The organism is Mycobacterium neglectum, assembly GCF_002591975.1.
GTDB lineage: Bacteria > Actinomycetota > Actinomycetes > Mycobacteriales > Mycobacteriaceae > Mycobacterium > Mycobacterium neglectum.
In genome coordinates this window covers 1-20984 of record NZ_NVQE01000026.1, presented here as the reverse complement: position 1 = coordinate 20984, position 20984 = coordinate 1, and the positions used below count along the sequence as shown (strand labels likewise).

Genomic DNA, 20984 nt, shown 5'->3' with positions numbered 1-20984 from the left:
GCCTATTCCTCGGAGTGGCGGTGGGATTGATCGAGTTTGGACACGAACACCGCCGCCTGGGTGCGGCGTTCCATGCCCAGCTTGGCCAACAGCCGTGACACGTAATTTTTGACCGTCTTCTCCGCCAGGAACATCCGGGCGGCGATCTGCTTGTTGGTCAAACCCTCGCCGAGCAAATCGAGCAACACCCGTTCCTGGTCGCTTAGGCCGGCCAAGGGATCCGATTTCTCCGCGGCCCCGCGGAGTTTGGCCATCAGTGCGGCCGCCGCTCGATTGTCTAGCAATGAGCGGCCGGCCCCGACCTCCTTGATCGCGTGGGCGAGCTCCATACCCTTGATGTCCTTGACGACATACCCGCTCGCGCCGGCCAATATCGCGTCCAGCATCGCTTCGTCAGACGTGAACGAGGTGAGCATCAGACAGCGCAGATCCGGCAGCCGAGACAGCAGATCGCGACACAATTCGATGCCATTGCCGTCAGGAAGCCGCACGTCGAGGACTGCGACATCGGGCAGCAGCGCCGGTATCCGGGCCAGCGCCTGCGCCACAGATCCGGCTTCGCCGATGACCTCGAGATCCGGATCGGCGCTCAACAGGTCGATCAGCCCGCGCCGGACGACTTCGTGGTCATCGACGAGAAAGACTTTCACCATCTGAAGCCCCCTGTCGGCAACGGCGGTCGAGACGCCGAAATCACAATACGGTGTGTGGTTGGCAGATCAAGACCGAACAGCCTGCTTCCTGCAATGACGCGTAGCCGGGTGGCCCGACCAGATCCTTGATGCCGCGAACGCGCTCATGACCCACCACCAGCAACTGGATCCAGTCGCCATATTGCGTCAGATAGTCCAGCGTATTGCCGTGCACTACGACGGACTCGACATCGAGCTCTGGGTAGCGCTTCTTCCACTGCGCCAGTTGACGGTCGAGCTGCGCCTTGGCGCACCTGTTGCCCTCGGCCACGGAGCGATTGTTGTAGACGTCGGTGAACCGAGTCTGCCAACTGGTCAGCACCCGCAGCGGCGCGTTGCGGAGCCGTGCTTCATCGGAGGCACGCTGCAAGATGTGGTTGCCGACGGGAGACCCGTCAATCTCGGCAACCACCCAGTCATTTCGCCCTGGGCGCGGGTCATAGCTGCGGACAATGGCCACCGGGCAATGGGCGGAGGCCGCGACTTCCGCGGCCGTGGAACCGATCCGGCCTTGTGCGCTGTGTCTGAGGCCCATGTCTCCCAGGCAGAGCATTGCCGCCGACCTGGAGGTATCGATCAGCGCCCGGGCTGGCCGGGCCTGCAGGATCTCCATCTCGATCTTGACGGGCTTGTCGGTCGACTCGATGGCTGTGCACGCGTGACGAACCGCTATCTCTGCCGCGGCAAGGTCCCTCGCCGCATCGTGCGGATCAGTGCCGGAGGAACTGTCGGGATCGACCGCGTAGACGAGGCGCAAGGGAATATCGCGACTCACGGCTTCGTCGACGGCCCACAGCGCCGCATCGAGTGCAGAGCGCGAACCGTCCAGACCGACTACGACTGAGGGCGGCGAATGAGGTAGGTCTCGCATGGTGGCTCCTTGTGCTGCTTGGCGGTCAAATATCCTTCGCCTTTACTTCGAAGACCTCGTCGATCTGCCGCCGTGGCGTCGGCGGTGGCTTGTCGTCGCTCTCCGGAGCTGATCCGACACGGATCAATACCTGGGGAGTGGTCGGCTGGTCGATCAACGATGCGACGATGTCCCGGCCCGGGTAGAGCTCGGTGATATTCGTCAGCGTGCACGTGGCGAGTGCCGCCATCGTGGCTTCCAGCAATACGGCGGAGAGCATTTCGCCGCACTCCAGGACAGAAGTGGGATCACCGTCGTAAGTCGATAGCACAAGAATCTTCGAGTGGTCCTGGCCGACCTCGAAGCGCCGATCTGTGTTGCGGGTGACCGGGAAGTTACGTCCGACATCGACGCGGTCGCTTTCAGCGGCCGACACCAGCGAGCTGTGGGGTATCCCGTCGGTGGACTCGAACGGTCTTGTCCACCAGGACAGTTCAGAGTGATAGGACGAATCGTAGAGTCGCAACGATTCGGTGAGCTGAGCGGCCTCCGCAAGTTCGGCGTGCAACTCGTCGGCGATGACATCAAGGCGGACGGCATCGGAGGTGACGCTACGACGCAACTGTTCCTCGGCCGTGGCCCAGCCCGGCGCCTCCGCGTAGGGGAGACGATCGCTCCGTCGCAGATGTATCGCGTCGGCACGGCGGAGGTGTCCCTCGGTGACGAACTCCATCGGGCTGAAATCGATCGACGCCAAATGCAGAGAGTTGTTGGGATTGGGATATCGGTCGACATGGCAGGCCCACCCCGCCGCAGCCATGGCGACCCGAAAGTGGTCCAGTACGGCACCACAGCCGATCACGGCCTCACGGCCGGTGTGGTCGGTCGAGTAGAGGACGCGTTCCTTGTCGAGGAACAGATCGACCACTTTGCCTGCAGCAACCCAATGCCACGGTTGGCTGTTGTGCAGCGACGGCGCGCGGCACGCCAACTGCACAGCCTCCTTGATCACTTGGGTGTCCACCATGGTGTCACGCATGTCCCTAGCTTCGGATTTAGAACCGGCCTCAACCAGGGTCAATGGTCCCCAAGCCTGGGCCTTAGGACCCTGGCTTACCGGGGACCGCGGGATGAACCATCTAGATATGGATGGCATGACTGCCGAATTGAGCAGCGGCGAAGCTCCTTGGACGATCGCGGGCAATCTGGACGCCCAGGTACGCGAGACGCATACGGGCGTGGTCGTCCTCCTCGGCGACAAGGCGTACAAGGCGAAGAAGGCGATCGCCACCGACTTCCTCGACTTCACCACCGCGACGCAGCGGGAGGCTGCCTGCGCGCACGAGGTCACTCTCAACAGCAGGCTCGCCCCGGACAGCTACCTGGGGGTGGCTCACTTCGCCGGTCCGGGTGGTGGCCCTGCGGAACCGGTGGTCGTGATGCGGCGCTACCCCGACTCGACCCGCCTGGCATCGCTGGCCAGGAATGGTCGCCCGGTCCACGATCACTTGGAAGAGATCGCGCAAAAGCTGGCGCGCTTCCACACCGAGACACTGAGAAGCGCCGCGATCGACAGTTGCGGAACAGCTGACGCAGTCTCAGCGCGATGGCGGCAGAATCTGGTTGAACTGCAACGGTACGCGGACACCGTGATTCCCAGCGAGTTGCTCCGTGAGGTCGGACGGTTGTCCGCTCAGTTCATCGCGGGCCGCGGCGAACTGTTCGCCGAGCGCATCAGCAGCCGCCGGATCGTCGACGGGCACGCGGATCTGTTGGCCGACGACATCTTCTGCACACCCGGGGGAACGGCCATCCTCGACTGTCTCGAGTTCGACGACAAGCTGAGATACGTGGATTCCATCGACGATGCAGCGTTTCTCGCGATGGACCTCGAGTTTCTCGGTCGCCAAGATCTCGGCGAGTTCTTTCTCGATGCGTACAGTCGCTGTGCTCGAGACCCCGCACCGGATGCGCTCAAGCACTTCTATATCGCCTACCGTGCGGTGGTCCGCGCCAAGGTCGATTGTGTTCGCTTTGCGCAGGGTCATGCGGAGGCTTCCAGCGATGCGCGTCGGCATATCGACATCGCGGTGGGGCATCTGCGGACCGGTACGATTCAACTGATCGTCGTCGGGGGAGGTCCCGGTACTGGGAAGACAACGCTGTCACGTGGATTGGCGGAACAGTGTGGGGCAGAGATTATTTCGACAGATGAGGTGCGCCGTGAGCTCGAGCAGACCGGCGTCATAGCTGGAGCGATCGGTGTCCTGGACTCGGGTCTGTACGCAGCCGAAAACGTGAATTTCGTGTACGACGAGGTTCTTCGGCGGGCGCGGATGTTGCTGGGCCGTGGCGTGTCCGTGATTTTGGACGGCACCTGGCGCGATCCCGTGCACCGTGCTCGCGCCCGCCGGTTGGCCGGCCAATCGCATTCGCCGATCGTGGAACTCACCTGCACCGTCCCTCTCGACGAGGCCTCGGAGAGAATCGAGAACAGGCCTGTGACGACCTCCGATGCCACACCTGAGATCGCCGCCGCGATGGCAGAGGTCGTCGGCGCCTCGGCCGACGGTCATCCCATCGACACCACGCGTCCGCTCGCCGACTCAGTCGCCGAGGCTCGCCAAATCTGTTGTCTCGCAATTTGACGACGCTGACCGGAGAGGCGAGATCTAATGGAAGACAGCGTGAATCCCGTCGTCGTCGGAGTCGACGGTACGGACAACGCGATACGCGCGGCCCGTTGGGCTGCGGGGGTCGCGCACAAGCTCGGGGCCCCGCTGCACATCGTGCATGCCAGGCCTTACCTCGGTCACAATCCTTCTGATGCCATTGCCGCTGTCCGGGCCTGCGAGATGTCCGCGCAGCAGGAAAGAGCCTCGGCAATTCTCGACGAGGCGGGCCAAGCCGTCCACGGCGATCACCCCAACCTGCGCATCACCACCGCACATGTGTCTGAAGCTGTCGATCGATTGTTGGTCGATCTGAGCCAGCATGCGAAGTTGATCGTACTGGGCTGTGACGACCTCTCGGTCGCCGCGGCTGTGCTGATCGGCTCGACCACCGTTGCGGTGGCGGCGAACTCGATGTGCCCGGTGGTCGCCTGGCGCGGTGGGGCGACCGCGCTCACCGGTCAGCCGATCGTCGTAGGTGTAGACGATGACGATCCGAGCCGGGTGGCGATCACGTCAGCCTTCGAACTCGCCGACCGATTCGCGGTGAACATCGTCGCCGTCCATGCGTGGTCGACGCGCCGATCGGCCGGCGATGTCACTCTGCCCTTCATGATCGATTGGAATGCGGTCCACGCTGACCAACGCGGACACCTGGTGACCGCATTGGCGCCGTGGACACGGCAATATCCCGACGTCGACGTGCAGTACGTAGTCGACCAGGACAAACCGAGTCGAGCCCTGCTGCATCACTCCGAAGATGCGCAACTCGTGGTCATCGGCAGCCGTGGGCGCGGTCCGATGGCGGGTGCGGTGTTGGGTTCGACCGGGCTCAACCTCCTCCACCATTCGGTCATCCCCACGATGATCTGCCGCTCAATGAGCCCACATTCATCAAAGAGTCAATTCAGGACTGGAGTTCAATGATGAACATGAATCGGCAGGACCTCCCTGTCGTCGTCGGGATCGACGGGTCGAAACATGCTGTCCGTGCCTCGTTGTGGGCTGTTGATGAAGCAGTTGATCGCGATGTTCCGCTGCTGCTCGCCTGTGTGATCAATCCGCACGCGAAGGATCTGGAACGCGAATACGCCTATGCTCAGCATGCGCTGCATGAGGCGTGGGTCGCTGTAGAAGCCACCGGCAAGCCCGTCAAGCTTGAATCGACGGTTCTACAGGGCGATCCCGTCGAACAACTGACCGAGGCTTCGCGATCAGCGCAACTGGTGTGCGTCGGCTCGACAGGCATGGACGACTCACCACATCACGAGCACGGGACAACCAGCGCCGCACTGGCCCAAGCCGCTTACGTACCGGTGGCCATCGTCCGCCGCCGACATCCGCACAAGCCGTTGTGCGACCCCCTCTGGATTGTGGCCGCAGTCGACGAATCGCCAGGCGGCGGTGCCGTATTACAGGCGGCGATTGACGAGGCGACGCTGCGAAAGGCACCGGTGCTGGCACTGACGCGATGGCCGTCTGCGCCCACGAGTGAAGCCGACGATGACCGCGATGTGCGAGCGCGACTCGATGAGTACCTCGCTGAGGCGAGGGACGACGATGCCGCCGAAATCCAGATCTGTGCGCTTCCCATGTCGGAACACATCGGCGGCGTGTTGGCGCAGAGCGCCAACATCGACCAACTGGTGATAGTGGACGCGAATGACCCCGTGCTGACGACTGAAGTCGTCGGTCCTGAAGGGCGAAAGTCGCTTCGCCATACGAACTGTTCCGTGCTGGTTCTTCGCTGAGTGATTGGGCGAGGTCCCCTAAGGTCCTTTGGCCTTCGAAGCGGGGTACCGAAGCCCGTACCGGAAGACCGCCGTGCCGGGGCACGATTGGTGGGTGACCTATGAGGGAGACGGCGCGATGAAGGCAAAGGTCGGCGATTGGTTGGTGACGAAGGGCCTCACGATCGACCAACACGAACAGCGTGGACTGATCACCGAGGTGCACTCCACTGACGGTTCGCCGCCATACGTGGTGCATTGGCTCGATAACGACCATGTGGCGACTGTGTTCCCGGGTCCTGACGCGATCGTCGTGACTGCCGCGGCGCAGCGGGCGGCCGACAACCGCGCCGAGCAGCGTATTGCGGCGGTTCAGACCGAGATCACCCACCACTTCAAGAGCGGCTAGTGGCACATTCAGGGATCGTCGTCGGCACCGATGGCTCGCCGTCGGCGGATGCGGCGATCCGCTGGGCTGCCAAAGATGCCGAGATGCGCAACGCGCACCTGACGGTCGTCCATGCGGTGGCTCCTGTGGTCGGCACGTGGCTGGCCACTCCGGTCCCGCCAGATGTCATGCAGTGGGACCATGAACGAGGCCGCCAGATCGTCGACGACGCGGTTGCCGTTGCGAAGGAAATCACTGGCGGACGGCTGTCGGTATCCGCCGAAGTGCTTGTGTCGGCGGCAGTTCCGGCGCTGATTGCGCTCTCAAAGGACGCGCAGCTGGTCGTGGTGGCCAGCCGGGGCAGAGGGGCGCTCGCACGTACGGTGCTCGGATCGGTGAGCTTGGGATTGGTCCATCACGCGCATTGTCCTGTGGCGGTCATTCGCGAGGCAGAACGGCCCACCGAGGATCTCGACGGTGGGCCGATTCTGCTCGGCTTCGACGGTTCACGCGCCTCGGAATCGGCTACCGCGCTGGCATTTGACGAAGCGTCTCGACGCGGTGTCGAGCTGGTGGCCCTGCACGCGTGGTGGGGTTCTGGAGCGTTCGAATTTGCCCTGGACTGGAACGATCTGCGTTCCGAAGTGGATGACGTGCTGGCCGGGCAGTTGGCCGGGTGGCAAGAACGCTATCCGAACGTGCCTGTTCGGCGGATTGTCGTCCGTGATCAGCCGGCACGACGACTCGTTGAGAACTCATGCTCTGCACAGCTGATCGTGGTTGGCAGCCACGGCCACGGAAGTATCGCCAGCATGCTCCTCGGGTCAGTCAGCGCCGCAGTGGTGCAAGCAGCCCGGATTCCGGTGGTTGTCGCGCGGTCATAGTTCATGGCCGCGGACGGGAATCGGTTGCATACCAGTAGTTCTACCAATTGAGGTCTATGGTCGCCGAGGGCTGTGACTGAAGTCCCTCGCGACCGAACCGACGTGAAGCGTAGACAAGACCTCATGACGTACAGACAGGACTTGCCACCTGTCGATATAGACGTGACAACGCACGGTCAACTCCCGGGAGCCGCCGACTACGCGCGGAGCAAGATAGCAAGGCTGGGGCGGCTTTCGCACCGACCCGTGCTGCATGCCCACGTCAAACTGGCCAGACATCGGGATCCTGCGGTGTGGCGCCCGGTCGTCGCGCAGGCGAACCTCGAGGTGGGCGGCCGGTTCATCCGCGCACAGGCCGAAGGGGTCACCGCGCGCGAAGCCATTGATCGACTCGCGGCGAGGATGCGCCACCAACTCGAACGCGCCGCCCAATACTGGGACGCCAGTCGGGGCGCGGTTAGCCCAACCGGTTCATATCCGTGGCAGCGCGGTTCGAGGGCGACGCCGCGGCCGAGCCACTTTCCGCGTCCGGCTGCCGAACGTCGGGTTATTCGACGCAAGTCATTCGCCATGGCGCCCTGCACGGTTGACGAGGCGGCCCTCGAAATGGACCTTCTCGACTATGACTTTCATCTGTTCAACGAGAAAGGCACCGATATCGCCGGTGTCCTCTACCGCAGCGGTCCGACCGGGTACCGCCTGGCGCAAGTGGTGCCCCCCTCAACGGTGCATTTGGCACCCTTCCAAGCACCGGTGACGATCAGCCCGCATCCGGCTCCGTGCATAACCGTCGAGCAGGCCACCGAGCGTTTGAGCATGCTCGGACTGCCCTTCCTGTTCTTCATCGACGCCGCCCAGGGCCGCGCCGCCGTGCTGTATGTGCGCTACGACGGGCACTACGGCTTGATCACCCCGGCTGGCTAACTCGCCGCCAGACCTAGCCAAGACCGGTCACCGGTCGTCGATCGCGAGGAGGGACGGATGCCCAGGCGGATCTCACATCACGGCGTGGTCGTCGGCGTCGACGGGTCCCCGTCGTCAGGAGTGGCGGTTGCCTGGGCGATGCATGAGGCAGCGATGCGCCATGTGCCGCTCACCGTTGTTCACGTCACGGACCTCTTGTCGGGCGCGGCATCTACGTCGGCGTGGCCCGCAGGCCGAATCCCCGAGGAGGTGCGCGAGATTCAGGAGAACGAGGCCCACAATGTCATCGCCACCGCGATACGCGCCGCCGAGGTCGCCGCAAACGGCGATCGGCCGGAAATCGACAGCGAGATGCTGTACGGGAAAGCTGTTCCGGCACTCGTGGATCTGTCGAAAAATGCCCAGATGGTGGTGATCGGCCGCCGCGGACGCACCCGCCGGCATAGCCGCCTACTCGGGTCGGTCAGCGCCGGGCTGATCCACCACGCGCATTGCCCAGTCGCGGTCATCAACGACGAGAGCCGGTCGTCCCCGTGCGCGGCACGCCTGCCGGTGCTGGTGGGGATCGATGGCTCGCAGGCTTCGGAGTCGGCGATGGCGATTGCGTTCGACGAAGCCTCCTGGCGGGGAGTGGATCTGGTCGTACTACGTGTCCTTTGGGATGCAGACGCGTCCTTCTTCGGCATGGAATGGTCGGCGCTGCAATCCACGGCCGAAGAAACTCTTGCCGAGAGCCTCACGGCCTAGAAGGGCCGCTATCCGGAGGTCAACGTGCAAGCCGTCGTCGAATTCGAGCACCCGGCGCGCCGACTGCTCGAGCGGTCCGAGGAAGCGCAACTCGTCGTCGTCGGCAGTCACGGTCGCCGCGGTGGCTTAACCGAGATGTTGCTTGGTTCGGTCAGTTCCGAAGTGGCGCAGGCTGCACATACCCCTGTACTCATCGTTCGTCAGCACTAGGCTGCACCGGACACCTTGTGGCACAACATCACCGGAACAGGGCTGTGATGGAGCAGGTTGAGGCTGGTGGAGCCGAGCAGTGCACCCGCCAGGGCATTGCGGCCCCGACTGCCAACCACCACGAGTTGTGAATCCGCCACGTGGTGCATGAGGGCCTTGCCGGCCGCCTCGGTCTCGACGAATAGGGTCACCCCGACGTTCGGATACAACTCGGTCCATGGGTCGAGGGTGTTCAAGAGGTTCTGCCACTGAAGGGCTTCCAGCGCATCCCAGTCGACACCGTACGGGGTGATGGCGTCCACCGGGGGGCGAAACGCCGACCACGCGTGGACGGCGTTGAGCCCCAACCCGAACCGGTCAGCGAAATCGAAAGCGGCCCTGAATGCGTCCGGCCCGGTGTGTTCATAGTCGACGCCGAGCACGACCGGCTGGTTGGTCGGCAGCGCGTTGCTCCCGCGCCAGGCGATCACAGGGCAGGCTGAATGTGCGGAGACGGCAAGCGTTGTCGAGCCGATCACGAGTGCGGCCGCCGGAGTCATTTCGTCGGAACCGAGAACGACCAGCCGCGCGCGTCGGCTACGCGAAGTCAGGAGAACATCGACGGGTTCGTCGGACAGAAGGGTGGAGACCTCAAGTGAAGCGAAGTCGCCGCGTATCTCCTCCTCGATCGACTTGAGCATTGTTTCTGCGGATTCACGCTGCGCGGCGACAGCGGCTGCCCAAAGGGCTGCTGCGGCGTCGGTCAGTGGACGGCCGGTGGCATGGCGCCCGTTGACGATCTCGAGGGGCGCACCGAACTTCTCTGCTACCGCGGCCGCCCAGCGCGCCGCTCCCCTTGATGCAGTCGTACCGTCCACGCCAACGACGACAGCCCCTGTGCCAGTGGACATCGTCGGTCTCACCGGTGCCGGACGACGATGACCGGCACCTTGGCGGCCTGAGCCACCTTCGAGCTGACGGAGCCCAGCAGCATGCCGCTGAAGCCCCCGCGACCGTGGCTGCCGACAACGACGAGCTGAGCCTGTTGTGATTCGTCGACGAGCCAACGCGCAGGCTGATCGCACACGATCCGCCGTTCGACATGGACGTCTGGGTACCGCTCCTGCCAGCCCGCAAGGCGTTCGGCCAGCACCTCGTGTCCTTCATCCTCGTACTTGTGCCAGTCCATTCCGAGGACTGGCAGGACTCCGACGTCACTCCATGCGTGCAACGCTACGAGACCCACGCCACGCCGGGATGCCTCATCGAAGGCCAGGGACGTCGCCTCCTCCGAGGCGGGAGATCCGTCGATGCCAAGCAGAACCGGTGAGGCAGCGTCGGGTGCTTGGGATTCCTCCGCGCGGATTATCGCAATGGGTCCGTGCCCGTGGTGGACCAGACCGCTGCTGACCGAACCCAGTAAGGCGCGGCCGAGCGGGCCCATACCTCGGCTGCCGACTACGGTCATGTATGCGTCGCGCGACCCGACCACCAGTGCCGAAGGCGCGTCCGTATGCCTCATTTCGGTACGCAGAGGGGGCGGCTGCGATTCGCCCGCGCTTGCCTGAACAGTCTTCTGTGCCTTCTCGATCACTTCGCGGGCGCTCGCCGCCTGGGAATCGGCGAAACTCGCCTCCAGATAGGCCACCGGCCAGCTGACGACCACGGGAGGGATGGCGTGCATCAGCGTGAGCGGTTGGTCGCGCATGATGGCCTCGGTGGTCGCCCAGCGAATGGCGGCCTCGGACTCCGGCGATCCGTCGACGCCCACCAGGATGCCGTACTTCGCTCTGTCATCGGACATTGCGCACTCCTTGTCTACTTGTTCGAGAAGCGGCTGTTGATGCGGGCGTGTTCGTGGTTGACGCTATGCAGTCACTGCTCGCGCAAGCAGGGTCGTTGGTCCCTTGGCCGGGTGCCGGTAGTCCCTGGACGGTCGCGGCCGTACCGACACGGCGATCGTCAGTGCCGCACGACCAGGACCGAGGCTGCCGTGCCGCGAAACGGGGAGTGCCCGTAGGGGCCGACAATCTGCATAACCTCTTCGGCACGTGAACCGCCGATCACGGCGAGCTGAACCGGTTCGTCGTGTTTTTTTAGAAACCGGGCGACGTCGGCGCCGTTGGTGACGGGGTAGACGTGCACGTCGGGATAGCGCGCTTTCCATTGCACGACAATGTCGTCCAAACGTCCGCGATGTCCGAGCATGAGCACCGGTGCCTCCCGCAACCTCGCCTCGTCCATCGCGCGCTCAACCACGGACTCGCTTTCGGGTTCGTCGGTCACCGCCACGACGACCCACTGGGGGGTGTCGCGCGGTATCTCGTCCTCTGGGCGGATGATCGCGACCGGGCACCGTGCCTTCTCTGCGAGCTCGATTGCGGTTGATCCCAAGATCGCACGGGCGTTTCGGCCGATACCGACGGTGCCGACACAGACCAAGTCGGCGTTCTCCGACTCGAAGATGAGCGAGACGGCGGGGGGCCCTGACAGGATTGCGGTCTCTATCTTGACGGGCTGACCAGTGGACTCGACCGCGTCCCGTGCCGCACGAATCGCGTTCTCCGCGTGGTGGATGTCTGCGTAGTAGTCCTCTGCAGAGGGATGGGTGGCCTTGGTGACGCACACGAGGCGTAACGGCACACTTCGGGCGATTGCTTCGTCGATCGCCCACAGCGCGGCGTGGATCGCAGTGTCCGAACCGTCAATTGCGACGACTACCGGCACGGGGGCGTCACTCTCAGTCATCGTGCACTCCATTCCGCCGTTGTTCCTTCGACGCTATTGGGTTCGACGGCCAACGGGTGGGGCACTAGGTCCCTCCCTGCTGGACATTGGTCCTCAACACGGTCTTCACGCAGTCTGTCGGCAAGTCATGTCTGTAGCGTCAGCTGCCATGGTCACCTATGTCCCAACCGATTTCGGCGGTGAGCCGGAGACCGCGCTGTCACACGCCTATACGCAGGTGCCGACGGCATCCCCGGATGACCTGATCGTCACGACGCTCGAACGTATGCGGGGCAGGCGTTTCGACAGTGCTGGGGCCGTCGCGGTTCTCGACAGAGATCGTCTCGTCGGTGTCGCGACCATTGAGCAGATGTTTGCGGCGGACAACGGCGCGACGCTGCGCGACGTCATGGACTAAGAGCCCCCGGTGGTGACGCCGGACACCGACCAGGAGCGCGCCGCCTGGCGGGTGGTGCAGGACAACGAACCTGGTCTCGCGGTGGTCGACCAGGAGGGCCGCTTCTGTGGGCTGATACCGCCGCAGCGACTGCTTGCTGTTCTCCTGCATGAACATGACGAGGACATGGCACGACTGGGCGGATTTCTGCATACGGTCGAGTCGACCCGAACGACGACGGTCGAGAGTGTGACCCGGCGGCTCTGGCATCGTTTGCCGTGGCTGGTGGTCGGTTTGATCGGTGCCATGGTGTCGGCAGGGTTGATGGCGGTCTTCGAGGATCAGCTCAGCGCCGTGCTGGCGGTCGCGTATTTTGTGCCCGGGATCGTCTATTTGGCCGATGCCGTTGGCACGCAAACGGAAACGGTCGCGATCCGCGGCCTGTCGGTCGGTGTCGGAATTCGCCGCATCCTGGCTCCGGAATCCTTGACGGGGCTGATCATCGGCGTGCTGCTGGGGCTGGTGATCTTGCCGACGGTGGCGTGGATGACAGACGACTGGAGGCTCGCGACGGCGGTGGCCATCGCGGTGCTCTCGGCGAGCACGATCGCCACGGTGGTGGCGCTGCTCCTGCCCTGGTTGCTGCAGGCGCTGGACAAGGATCCCGCGTTCGGTTCCGGCCCGTTGGCCACCGTCATCCAGGATCTGTTGTCGATCGCGATCTACCTCGGAGCAGTCACCGTGTTGCTCGGTTAGCGGCCTACCGCACGGACTCCAACAGCAACCGACGTTCGGCAGCGGCGATCTGCGACGGCGGCGGGGACCGCGTCGGGGTTCACCGAAACCGAGGGTCCCTTGGGTAATCGCGGCATTTGTGTTAGAGCCCAACGCCTCCCCGGCGCGGGACTCCGGTCCCTACCGTCATGATCTGCGATGTAGTCGGATAAGTACCAGCTCATGAAGCGAGGAGGCTGTGCCATGGATTCGATCGTCACTCTGACGATGAACCCTGCGTTGGATATCACCGTCGCAGCGGAGGCCGTGCGTCCCACCGAAAAGATCCGCTGCTCACGTGCTCGTTACGACGCCGGCGGTGGGGGGATCAACGTGGCAAAGATCGCACACGTCCTCGGCGCGCCGGTGTCGGCCGTTTTCCCTGCTGGGGGTGCCAGCGGCGACCTCGTCGCCCGATTGGTCGCCGAGGCAGGTGTGCCTTGCCGACGGATCGACATTGCCGAGCCCACGCGGGAGAGCTTCACGATCGATGAGACCGACACCGGTCTGCAATACCGGTTTGTACTTCCGGGCCCGCGATTGACTGCGTCCGAACAAGCCGAGTGTATGGATCAGCTGCGTGCTGAGGCGGTGTCGGCACAATTCGTTGTCGCGAGCGGGAGTCTGCCGCCGGGCGTGCCTGCGGACTTCTACCAGCGGATCGCGGAGGTGTGCGTTGAGACCGGTGTCAGATTTGTCTTGGACACCTCGGGCGCCGGTCTACAACACGTGCATTGTGGTGTATCCGTGCTCAAGGCAAGTGTGCGCGAACTCCGCGAATGCTTGGGACGTGAACTGACGACCGAACCCGAACAGCTCGACGCCGCGCACGAACTTGTCGATTCCGGCCGCGCCGAGGCTGTGGTGGTGTCGCTAGGAGCTCAGGGCGCGTTGCTCGTCACACCGACCGAAAGCCGCCGATTCGATGCCATTCCGATGCGTGCGGTCAGCGGCGTTGGTGCGGGCGACGCGATGGTCGCCGGCATCACCGTGGGTCTGACTCGCGGGTGGTCGCTGAGCACGGCGGTGCGTTTCGGCATGGCCGCCGGCGCGGCAATGCTGATGACCCCCGGTACCGCCCCGTGCACGCGCGCCGACACCGAGCGGCTCTTCGAAATTGCTGAAGAGCCAGTAGAAGTCGCTGTCGTATCTGCATGAGTTTTCGATTCTCGATTGCACGGCGTGGTTGTCTCGACCTCGACGGATTGATCACCGAAACCGCGTCATTGACACGCCTGATGGCGGCGATCACATGGTGGTTGTCGCCAAATCGACCGAATCGCTTGGTGCACTCGGCCTTTCCGATCCGCTGCCGCGAGCACCACATGTATGTTCGGGTCAGAGTAAAGAGCGCGAGGTTACGGCTGGCGCGCGACGATCACCGGCATGCGCGCTGACTGAACCACCGCGGCGCTGACCGAACCGAGCAGCATGCCGGCAAATCCGCCACGACCGTGGCTGCCGACGACGACCAGTTGCGCCGCCTCCGAATGATCGATGAGCGTGCGAGCCGGGTGATCGCAGACGACAAGGCGTTGGACTTTCACGTCCGGGTAGTTCTCCTGCCACCCGGCCAGACGCTGGGCCAGCGCGGCGTCCTCGGAAGCCTTCATCGTCAGCCAGTTCATGCCGAGAAGGTCGCCCACTCCGAATTCGGTCCATGCGTGCAGGGCAATGAGGTCCACGCCCCTGCGCGACGCCTCGTCGAAGGCGATTGCGGTGGCCAGCTCGGACGTGGGGGAGCCGTCGATCCCGACCAGGACCGGCGCCTGCGCCGGATGCGGCATCAACGGATCCTCATCGTGAATGACTGCCACCGGGCAGTGCGCGTGCTGTATGACGCCTGCGCTTACCGAACCGAGCAGACTGCCGATTGCACCGTGGCCGCGGCTACCGACCACGACCATCGCCGCACCCTTCGACATATCGATGAGAGTGGGGACGGCGGTCGAGTAATAGATCTCGGTTTGGACGTCTAGGGGGCCGGCGTCCCTCTGCACAGCTGCAACGACGGCCATTGCCTCGTCAACGGCCTCGTGGGCCTTCTGCTGTTGCCACTTTCCCACCCCGGTCGGCAGGGGTGCGTGGGACAACGAGCCGAGAACACTGCTGACGACGTGGACCAGGGTGAGCGGGGCGCCGCGTCTCGCAGCGTCTCGTGCGGCCCAGTCGACGGCAAACTTCGCGGCGGCCGACCCGTCGACGCCGACCACGATTCCCGGGGGAGCAATCGAAGACATATGGCACGTTAAGGCCGCCGGGCGACTTCAGGAGTGAGTCTTTAGTCCCCACCCGTTCGGCCAAAGGGCCCCGCCGGGCGCCTGGAGCCCGGGCCCAAAGCACCGCGGGGACCTTTGCCCCTTTGCCAGCAAACTAGCCGGGTGGTCTGATCAGAAGGTCGCAGCCAACGAGGAGGCCACCCATGAACCCACAGAGGGTGAAAACCTATCAGCTCACCGACCGGCTGCACGCGGGTCGGATTGCCCGCGTATCCGCTGATGACATCGTGCCCACGATATCGGCGTGGTTGGCCGAGTTGGACACCAGCAGTCCGTTGGTCGACGACCTTGCCTGCACGCTGCGCACAGGCGATTGGACTGCTGCCCACGCCATCGCTGAAATCCTGTCCGTCGACGTGACCGGCACCGCGTAGCCATGGCCTAATTCCTCAGCAACACCGACACTTTCACCTGGTCGATGGAGAGCGACCCTCGACTGCGGTCGACGATCGTCTCGGTTGTCCTCCTTGACCGGATCCCGAGGTTCTCTACGACTGCCTCGTCACCGGCTTCGACGACGTGCTCGCAATCGCGAATTAGCCTGCGTTCTCGCAAAAACTGCCCGAAGGCGGATGCCAGGTCCTGAGTCCCCCACTCAGCCGCGGCTTCCAGCCTTCGGGCAGATCACCGGTTTGGCCGGCACCACCAACTGTTGCACCGTCGGCGTACCCGATCGGAGGGCCGAAGGACCCCTGTCGACGGTCGAAAGTCATATCATGCGGTGGCGGTGAGTTGAACGCGTCGACGCCGGGGACTACATCAGCCGGGTACCGGCCGTTGCCGCACGCAGCGGTGCGGTCATCAGGCCGAGCGGCAAGGTCAGGTTCTCACGCGGGTGCCGGCGTCCCCGACGACTATTTTGGCGATGTCAGCCAGCGACCCTATGACCGCCTCATTGCCGGTGGATTGCGCGAAGCCGCACGCAGCTTGAACTTTGGGTCCCATCGACCCGGCGGGCAGGTCCAGGTCGACAAGCTCGTCGGGCGTAACCCGCCCGAGCCGCGCCTGTCGCGTTGTGCCCCAGTCGGTGTAGACGCCATCGACGTCGGTGGCGATCACGAGCAGGTCCGCGTCGAGTTGTTCGGCCAGCAGGGCCGAGGCGAGGTCCTTGTCGATGACGGCCTCCACGCCGTGGAGCATGCCGACGTCGTCATACATCGTCGGTATTCCGCCCCCGCCCGCGCAGATCACGATGGTGCCCTGCTCCACCAGGCTGCGGATTGACCGAATCTCGAAGATCCTCTTGGGTTTTGGGCTCGCGACGACTCGCCGAAACTTGTCGCCGTCCGGTGCGATGGCCCAGCCGCTTGCGGCCTTGAGGCGCTCCGCGGTCTCCCTGTCATAGACCGGGCCGATCGGTTTGGTGGGATTGGAGAACGCCGGATCGTTCCGGTCGACCTCGATCATCGTCAATATCGTGGCGAGCGACTGATCGGCGGGCAGTAGGTTGCCCAGTTCTTGCTCGATGACGTAGCCGATCATCGCCTCGGTCTGCGCCCCGAGCAAGTCGAGGGGGTACGAAGCCACCCCATGGGCAAGATCGTGATAGGCCGCCGCTTGCAGCGCCAACAAACCCACCTGCGGGCCGTTGCCGTGCGCTATGACAACCTCGTTGCCCTGAACGACTTCCGCGATGGACTCCGCCGCGGACCGGATGTTGGCCCTTTGATTCTCCGCGGTCATCGGCTGTCCTCGTCGCAGCAGCGCATTGCCGCCAAGGGCGACCACGATTCGCATATCGGCTCCCTGCGCTCAGGCCAGTGCGGACACGAGGACCGCCTTGATCGTATGCATTCGGTTCTCCGCCTGTTCGAACGCGATGTTCGCTGCGGACTCGAAGACGTCCTCGGTGACCTCGATGCCGTTGGCCAGATGCGGGTACTGCGAGGAGATTTGCGCGCCGACCTCGGTCTCGGAGTTGTGAAAGGCGGGCAGGCAGTGCATGAACTTCACCCGCGGATTGCCCGCTGCGGCCATCAACTCGGCGTTCACCTGAAAGGGCAGCAGCAGTTCGATCCGGTCGCCCCAGGCCTCCACCGGTTCGCCCATGGACACCCACACGTCGGTGTAGATGAAGTCGACGCCGCTCACCGCCTTGAATGGATCGTCGGTGACCGTGATCCGTGCGCCGGACGCGACGCCGAACTCCCGGCACTGCGTCAGCAGGTCATCGCTGGGCCAAAGATCTTGTGGGGCACCGATACGCACGTCCATGCCGAGCTTGGCGGCCACCAGCAGCAGTGAGTTGGCCACATTGTTGCGACCGTCTCCGACGAACGCGAAAGCGATGTCGGTCAACGGCTTTGGACAGTGCTCGGTCATCGTGAGGACGTCAGCGAGCATCTGGGTGGGATGGAACTCGTCGGTGAGCCCGTTGAACACCGGTACCCCTGCATACTCGGCTAGCTCCTCGACGATCTTCTGGCCTGCGCCACGGTACTCGATGGCGTCGTACATCCGCCCCAGAACGCGGGCGGTGTCCTTCATCGACTCCTTGTGCCCGATCTGCGACGACGCGGGGTCGATGTACGTCACGTGGGCGCCTTCGTCGTATGCCGCCACTTCGAACGCGCAGCGGGTGCGTGTGGAACTCTTCTCGAAGATCAATGCGATGTTCTTGCCTGCCAGGCTGGTCCGGCTGATGCCGGAGTACTTCGCCCTCTTCAGATCTCGCGACAAGTCCAATAGATACAGCAGGTCGCGATCGGTGTGATGGACGAGGCTGAGCAGACTGCGGTTGCGGTTGTTGAACGCCATGGGGAGCCTCCGGGTAAGGGTCAGGTGTAGAGCGGATCGCGCAGGATCGGGCAGGTCATGCACCGGCCGCCGCCGCGGCCCCTGCCAAGCTCGCTGGCATCGATGGTGACTACCTCCACTCCCGCCTTTCGAAGCGCCGTGTTGGTCAAGGTGTTCCGGTCGTATCCGATAACCACACCGGGCTCGATCGCGACCACGTTGTTGCCGTCATCCCACTGCTCGCGCTGGATACCGTAAACGTCCCCGGCAGTGGTGACGACCCGAAAGTCCACGCCGACCGCGTCGCCGATCGTCTCGATCAGGCCACCTTTTTCGCGGCGGACGTCCAGGCCGGACGACGCGGACTCGTCGGGCCGCAGGCTGATCGCCACGATTCCGTCGACGACCGGAGCGAACGCCGTCACCAGGTCGTGGTCGCAGAAAGTGAACACGGTATCCAGATGCATGGCAGAGCGCGTCTTCGGCAGGCTCGCGATGATCACACGCTCGGCCGCTCCTGCGGCGAACAGGTTGCGCGCCACCTGGGTGATCGCCTGATGAGACGACCGCTCGCCCATGCCGATCACTACGAGTCCCTTCCCGATCGGCATCACGTCGCCGCCCTCGAGGGTGGCCAGACCGTGGTCGGTGGGTGCGCCGTCGGCGTCACCCAGCCACACGGCGTACTTCTCGTCGGCGAAGGCGGGATGGAACTTGTAGACGGCGGCGGTGAGCAACGTCTCCTGACGCCGCGCAGGCCAGTACATCGGGTTCAGCGTCACGCCGCCGAAGATCCAGGAGGAGTTGTCGCGCATGAACTGCGTGTTGGGCAGCGGCCGAATGACAAACCCCGCCGGGTCCAACGAGTTGAACAGCGAGAGGAACCTGCCATCCACTTCGTCGACCACGTCCTGGTAGGCGACACCACCAATGAGCAACTCCGCCAATCGATCCGACGGCTGCTCGGTCAGCCAGGCCCGGATCTCGTTGGTGAGCGCGGGGCCGACCAGGTCCTCGGTCACCTTGCGGTCCAGCAGCCACTGGAGGGCTTCGGGCTGAGCCACGACGTCGGCGAGCAGATCTTGAAGCTCGAGGACCTCGACGCCGCGGTCGACCATTTTGGCGACGAAATCGAAGTGGTCACGGCGGGCCTGCTGCAGCCAGATGACGTCGTCGAACAGCAGCTCGTGGCAGTTGTCCGGGGTGAGCCGCTGATGGGCCAGCCCCGGCGCGCAGACCATGACCCGCCGCAGCCGGCCCGCCTCGGACCACACGCCGAGCCGGGATTCGGTGGCGTTCACAGGACGGACAAATTGCCGGTGGTCATCAATACGACGGCCGCGACCGACGTCAGCGCAAGCACCGCGAAAACGCCCCATTCCGGCTTCGTGAAAACCGGCAGGCGATTCTCCCGGCGCGCCCACACGTAGAACACGGTGGCGACGAAGTAGGCCAACGCCGCAACCAACAGATACTGCCACCCGCCCGCGTACACCAGCCACACCGCGTAGCCCAACGCGACCACGCCGATGGCGAGATCGCGGACCCGGCCATGGCCGGACTCGTACGTCTCACCGCGCACCGCCAGCAGCACCTGATAGGCGGCCGACCACAGGTACGGCAGCAGGATCAGCGAGGTCGCCAGCAGGATCAGATCGAGATAGGTGCTTTCGTTGGCCAGAGTCCACAGCAACATCGCCTGGACGAAGATATTTGTGAGCCACAGTGCATTAGCCGGTGCGCCGTGTGCGTTCTCCTTGGCGAGCGCCTTCGGCATCACGTGTTCGAGAGCGGGCAGGCGCAGGATCTCGACGCACAACAGCACCCATGCGATGAGGGCGCCGAGCAGCGACACGACCAGACCGATCGAGATGAAGGCCGCACCCCACGTGCCCACCTGGCTTTCGAGCACCCCGGCCATGGACGGGTCCGGGACGCCGGCGAGTGTCGCCTGGGCCATCAGGCCGTACGACAGCAGGTTCACCAGGAGTAGCAGCACCAGCACCCCGGCGAAGCCCAGCACGGTAGCCCGGCCGACGTCCTTGCGCCTGGCCGCACGTTGCGAGTAGACGGAGGCACCCTCGATGCCGATGAAAACCCAGACGGTGATCAGCATCATGTTCTTGACCTGCGTCATGGTGTCGCCGAGCGGAGCCCCGTCGATCTGCGTCGCGTTGCCCCAAAAGTCCGCGGAGAAGAGCCCCGCTTTGAATCCGACCGCGGCAATGGCGACGAACACCAGGATCGGGACCACCTTCGCGACAGTCACCACGACGTTTACCAAGGCGGCGGTCTGCACGCCGCGCAGCGTCATGGCGTGCACGATCCACAGCACGACCGACGCGCCGATGACCGCGGAAACCGTTGCGCCGCCCTCGAAAACGGGGAAGAAGTAGCCGAGCGTCGAGAACAGCAGGACAAGGTAGGCCACGTTGCCGATCCAGGCCGACACCCAGTAGCCGAAGGCGGAGGTGAAGCCCACGTAGTTGCCGAAACCGGCTCTGGCGTAACCGTAGACACCGCCGTCGACATCCGGTTTGCGACTCGCGAGCGTCTGGAAGACGAAGGCCAGTGTCAACATGCCCGCGCCGGTGATCACCCAGCCAATGAGCAGCGGACCGGGTGCGGCGCTGCCCGCCATCTGCGACGGCAGTGCGAAGATGCCGCTGCCGATCATCGACCCGACGACGATTGCCGTCAGGGCGGCCAGGCCCAGCCCACGTTTCGGGACGGGGGGACGGGCGGGCTCGGGCCGCGTCATTACGGTTTCGGACATCGTTGTCTCTCCGGTCGAGATGACGCAAGGTCGCGGGTGCCGCCTCGCAGCACTGATGCTTCCAGCGGAGCCGCGATAGCTGTGGAGGCTTTAGCCTCGATCCACCGACTGACCTGGTGTTTTCTGGGTGTCGGAATGAGGAAAGTGCCCTCTGAACTGGGATGATTGTAGTTCTCACACAAACAATCGGGTCAGTTCGGAAAGGCACTTCCAGTGCAA

19 protein-coding genes and 2 pseudogenes are annotated in these 20984 nt (G+C 64.2%); 10 read left to right on the top strand and 11 right to left on the bottom strand.

The window, feature by feature from the left end; translation table 11 throughout:
* Positions 1-2 precede the first annotated feature (2 nt).
* From dosR to CSQ99_RS19595, 3 genes are read right to left on the bottom strand one after another with little or no spacing between them, the layout of a single operon-like run.
* The gene (gene dosR / locus CSQ99_RS19605; protein ID WP_099040681.1) at positions 3-653 is read right to left on the bottom strand and encodes a hypoxia response regulator transcription factor DosR/DevR; all 651 of its coding nucleotides are present in this window, start codon (positions 651-653) and stop codon (positions 3-5) included.
* A gap of 40 nt (positions 654-693) precedes the next feature.
* Complete coding sequence (locus CSQ99_RS19600; RefSeq protein ID WP_099040680.1) at positions 694-1563, bottom strand: universal stress protein; 870 nt, start codon at positions 1561-1563, stop codon at positions 694-696.
* A gap of 25 nt (positions 1564-1588) precedes the next feature.
* Positions 1589-2581 (bottom strand): Acg family FMN-binding oxidoreductase, encoded by a 993-nt coding sequence (locus CSQ99_RS19595; protein WP_099040679.1) that lies wholly within the window; start codon positions 2579-2581, stop codon positions 1589-1591.
* Between the two features lie 106 nt (positions 2582-2687).
* Between CSQ99_RS19595 and CSQ99_RS19590 the strand changes: the two genes are divergently transcribed.
* The 7 genes and pseudogenes from CSQ99_RS19590 (at position 2688) to CSQ99_RS19560 (ending at position 9097) form a co-directional block, all read left to right on the top strand.
* Positions 2688-4190, top strand: a complete 1503-nt coding sequence (locus tag CSQ99_RS19590; protein ID WP_099040678.1) for a bifunctional aminoglycoside phosphotransferase/ATP-binding protein — start codon at positions 2688-2690, stop codon at positions 4188-4190.
* A 27-nt stretch (positions 4191-4217) separates the two neighbouring features.
* Positions 4218-5141, top strand: a complete 924-nt coding sequence (locus CSQ99_RS19585) for a universal stress protein (RefSeq protein ID WP_099040677.1) — start codon at positions 4218-4220, stop codon at positions 5139-5141.
* 5 nt (positions 5142-5146) lie between these two features.
* Complete coding sequence (locus tag CSQ99_RS19580; protein WP_176561106.1) at positions 5147-5965, top strand: universal stress protein; 819 nt, start codon at positions 5147-5149, stop codon at positions 5963-5965.
* Positions 5966-6083: 118 nt separating this feature from the next.
* Positions 6084-6353, top strand: a complete 270-nt coding sequence (locus CSQ99_RS19575; protein ID WP_099040737.1) for a DUF1918 domain-containing protein — start codon at positions 6084-6086, stop codon at positions 6351-6353.
* A complete protein-coding gene (locus CSQ99_RS19570) occupies positions 6353-7216 on the top strand; it encodes a universal stress protein (protein ID WP_245908995.1) in 864 nt (287 codons plus the stop codon). Before CSQ99_RS19575 ends, CSQ99_RS19570 begins: the two co-directional genes overlap by 1 nt.
* 123 nt (positions 7217-7339) lie before the next feature.
* Entirely contained in the window at positions 7340-8140 is an 801-nt protein-coding gene (locus tag CSQ99_RS19565; RefSeq protein WP_099040675.1) for a ribosome hibernation promotion factor, read from the top strand.
* Between the two features lie 57 nt (positions 8141-8197).
* Positions 8198-9097, top strand: a pseudogene (locus CSQ99_RS19560) (universal stress protein).
* Here CSQ99_RS19560 and CSQ99_RS19555 read toward each other — a convergent pair.
* From CSQ99_RS19555 to CSQ99_RS19545, 3 genes are all read right to left on the bottom strand, one after another.
* Positions 9094-9954: a universal stress protein gene (locus CSQ99_RS19555; protein ID WP_245908994.1), complete on the bottom strand. Its 861-nt coding sequence runs from the start codon at positions 9952-9954 to the stop codon at positions 9094-9096. The pseudogene CSQ99_RS19560 and the gene CSQ99_RS19555 sit on opposite strands and share 4 nt — an antisense overlap.
* 41 nt (positions 9955-9995) lie before the next feature.
* A complete protein-coding gene (locus tag CSQ99_RS19550) occupies positions 9996-10880 on the bottom strand; it encodes a universal stress protein (protein WP_099040673.1) in 885 nt (294 codons plus the stop codon).
* Positions 10881-11038: 158 nt separating this feature from the next.
* Positions 11039-11824: a universal stress protein gene (locus CSQ99_RS19545; protein ID WP_099040736.1), complete on the bottom strand. Its 786-nt coding sequence runs from the start codon at positions 11822-11824 to the stop codon at positions 11039-11041.
* 148 nt (positions 11825-11972) lie between these two features.
* On the opposite strand from CSQ99_RS19545, the pseudogene CSQ99_RS19540 reads away from it, so the two are divergent.
* A pseudogene (locus CSQ99_RS19540) lies at positions 11973-12956 on the top strand (magnesium transporter).
* Positions 12957-13178: 222 nt separating this feature from the next.
* Positions 13179-14132 carry a 1-phosphofructokinase family hexose kinase gene (locus CSQ99_RS19535; protein WP_099040672.1) on the top strand — a complete coding sequence of 318 codons (954 nt, stop codon included), beginning with the start codon at positions 13179-13181 and terminating at the stop codon, positions 14130-14132.
* Positions 14133-14332: 200 nt separating this feature from the next.
* Here the strand turns inward: CSQ99_RS19535 and CSQ99_RS19530 are convergent, their stop codons facing one another.
* Positions 14333-15214 (bottom strand): universal stress protein, encoded by an 882-nt coding sequence (locus CSQ99_RS19530; RefSeq protein WP_099040671.1) that lies wholly within the window; start codon positions 15212-15214, stop codon positions 14333-14335.
* Between the two features lie 182 nt (positions 15215-15396).
* Here CSQ99_RS19530 and CSQ99_RS19525 point away from each other — a divergent pair, with 182 nt between their 5' ends.
* A complete protein-coding gene (locus CSQ99_RS19525) occupies positions 15397-15627 on the top strand; it encodes a hypothetical protein (protein ID WP_099040670.1) in 231 nt (76 codons plus the stop codon).
* Between the two features lie 445 nt (positions 15628-16072).
* On the opposite strand, the gene arcC is transcribed toward CSQ99_RS19525, so the two are convergent.
* Genes arcC through arcD form a run of 4 tightly spaced genes read right to left on the bottom strand, consistent with a single transcriptional unit; the run spans position 16073 to position 20765 of the window.
* Entirely contained in the window at positions 16073-16990 is a 918-nt protein-coding gene (arcC, locus tag CSQ99_RS19520; RefSeq protein ID WP_099040669.1) for a carbamate kinase, read from the bottom strand.
* Between the two features lie 15 nt (positions 16991-17005).
* Entirely contained in the window at positions 17006-18010 is a 1005-nt protein-coding gene (locus CSQ99_RS19515; protein WP_099040668.1) for an ornithine carbamoyltransferase, read from the bottom strand.
* Positions 18011-18030: 20 nt separating this feature from the next.
* Positions 18031-19290 carry an arginine deiminase gene (locus tag CSQ99_RS19510; RefSeq protein ID WP_176561105.1) on the bottom strand — a complete coding sequence of 420 codons (1260 nt, stop codon included), beginning with the start codon at positions 19288-19290 and terminating at the stop codon, positions 18031-18033.
* On the bottom strand, positions 19287-20765 hold the full coding sequence (gene arcD, locus CSQ99_RS19505; protein ID WP_099040667.1) for an arginine-ornithine antiporter: 1479 nt from the start codon (positions 20763-20765) through the stop codon (positions 19287-19289). The genes CSQ99_RS19510 and arcD overlap by 4 nt, the downstream gene beginning before the upstream one ends.
* Between the last annotated feature and the right edge of the window lie 219 nt (positions 20766-20984).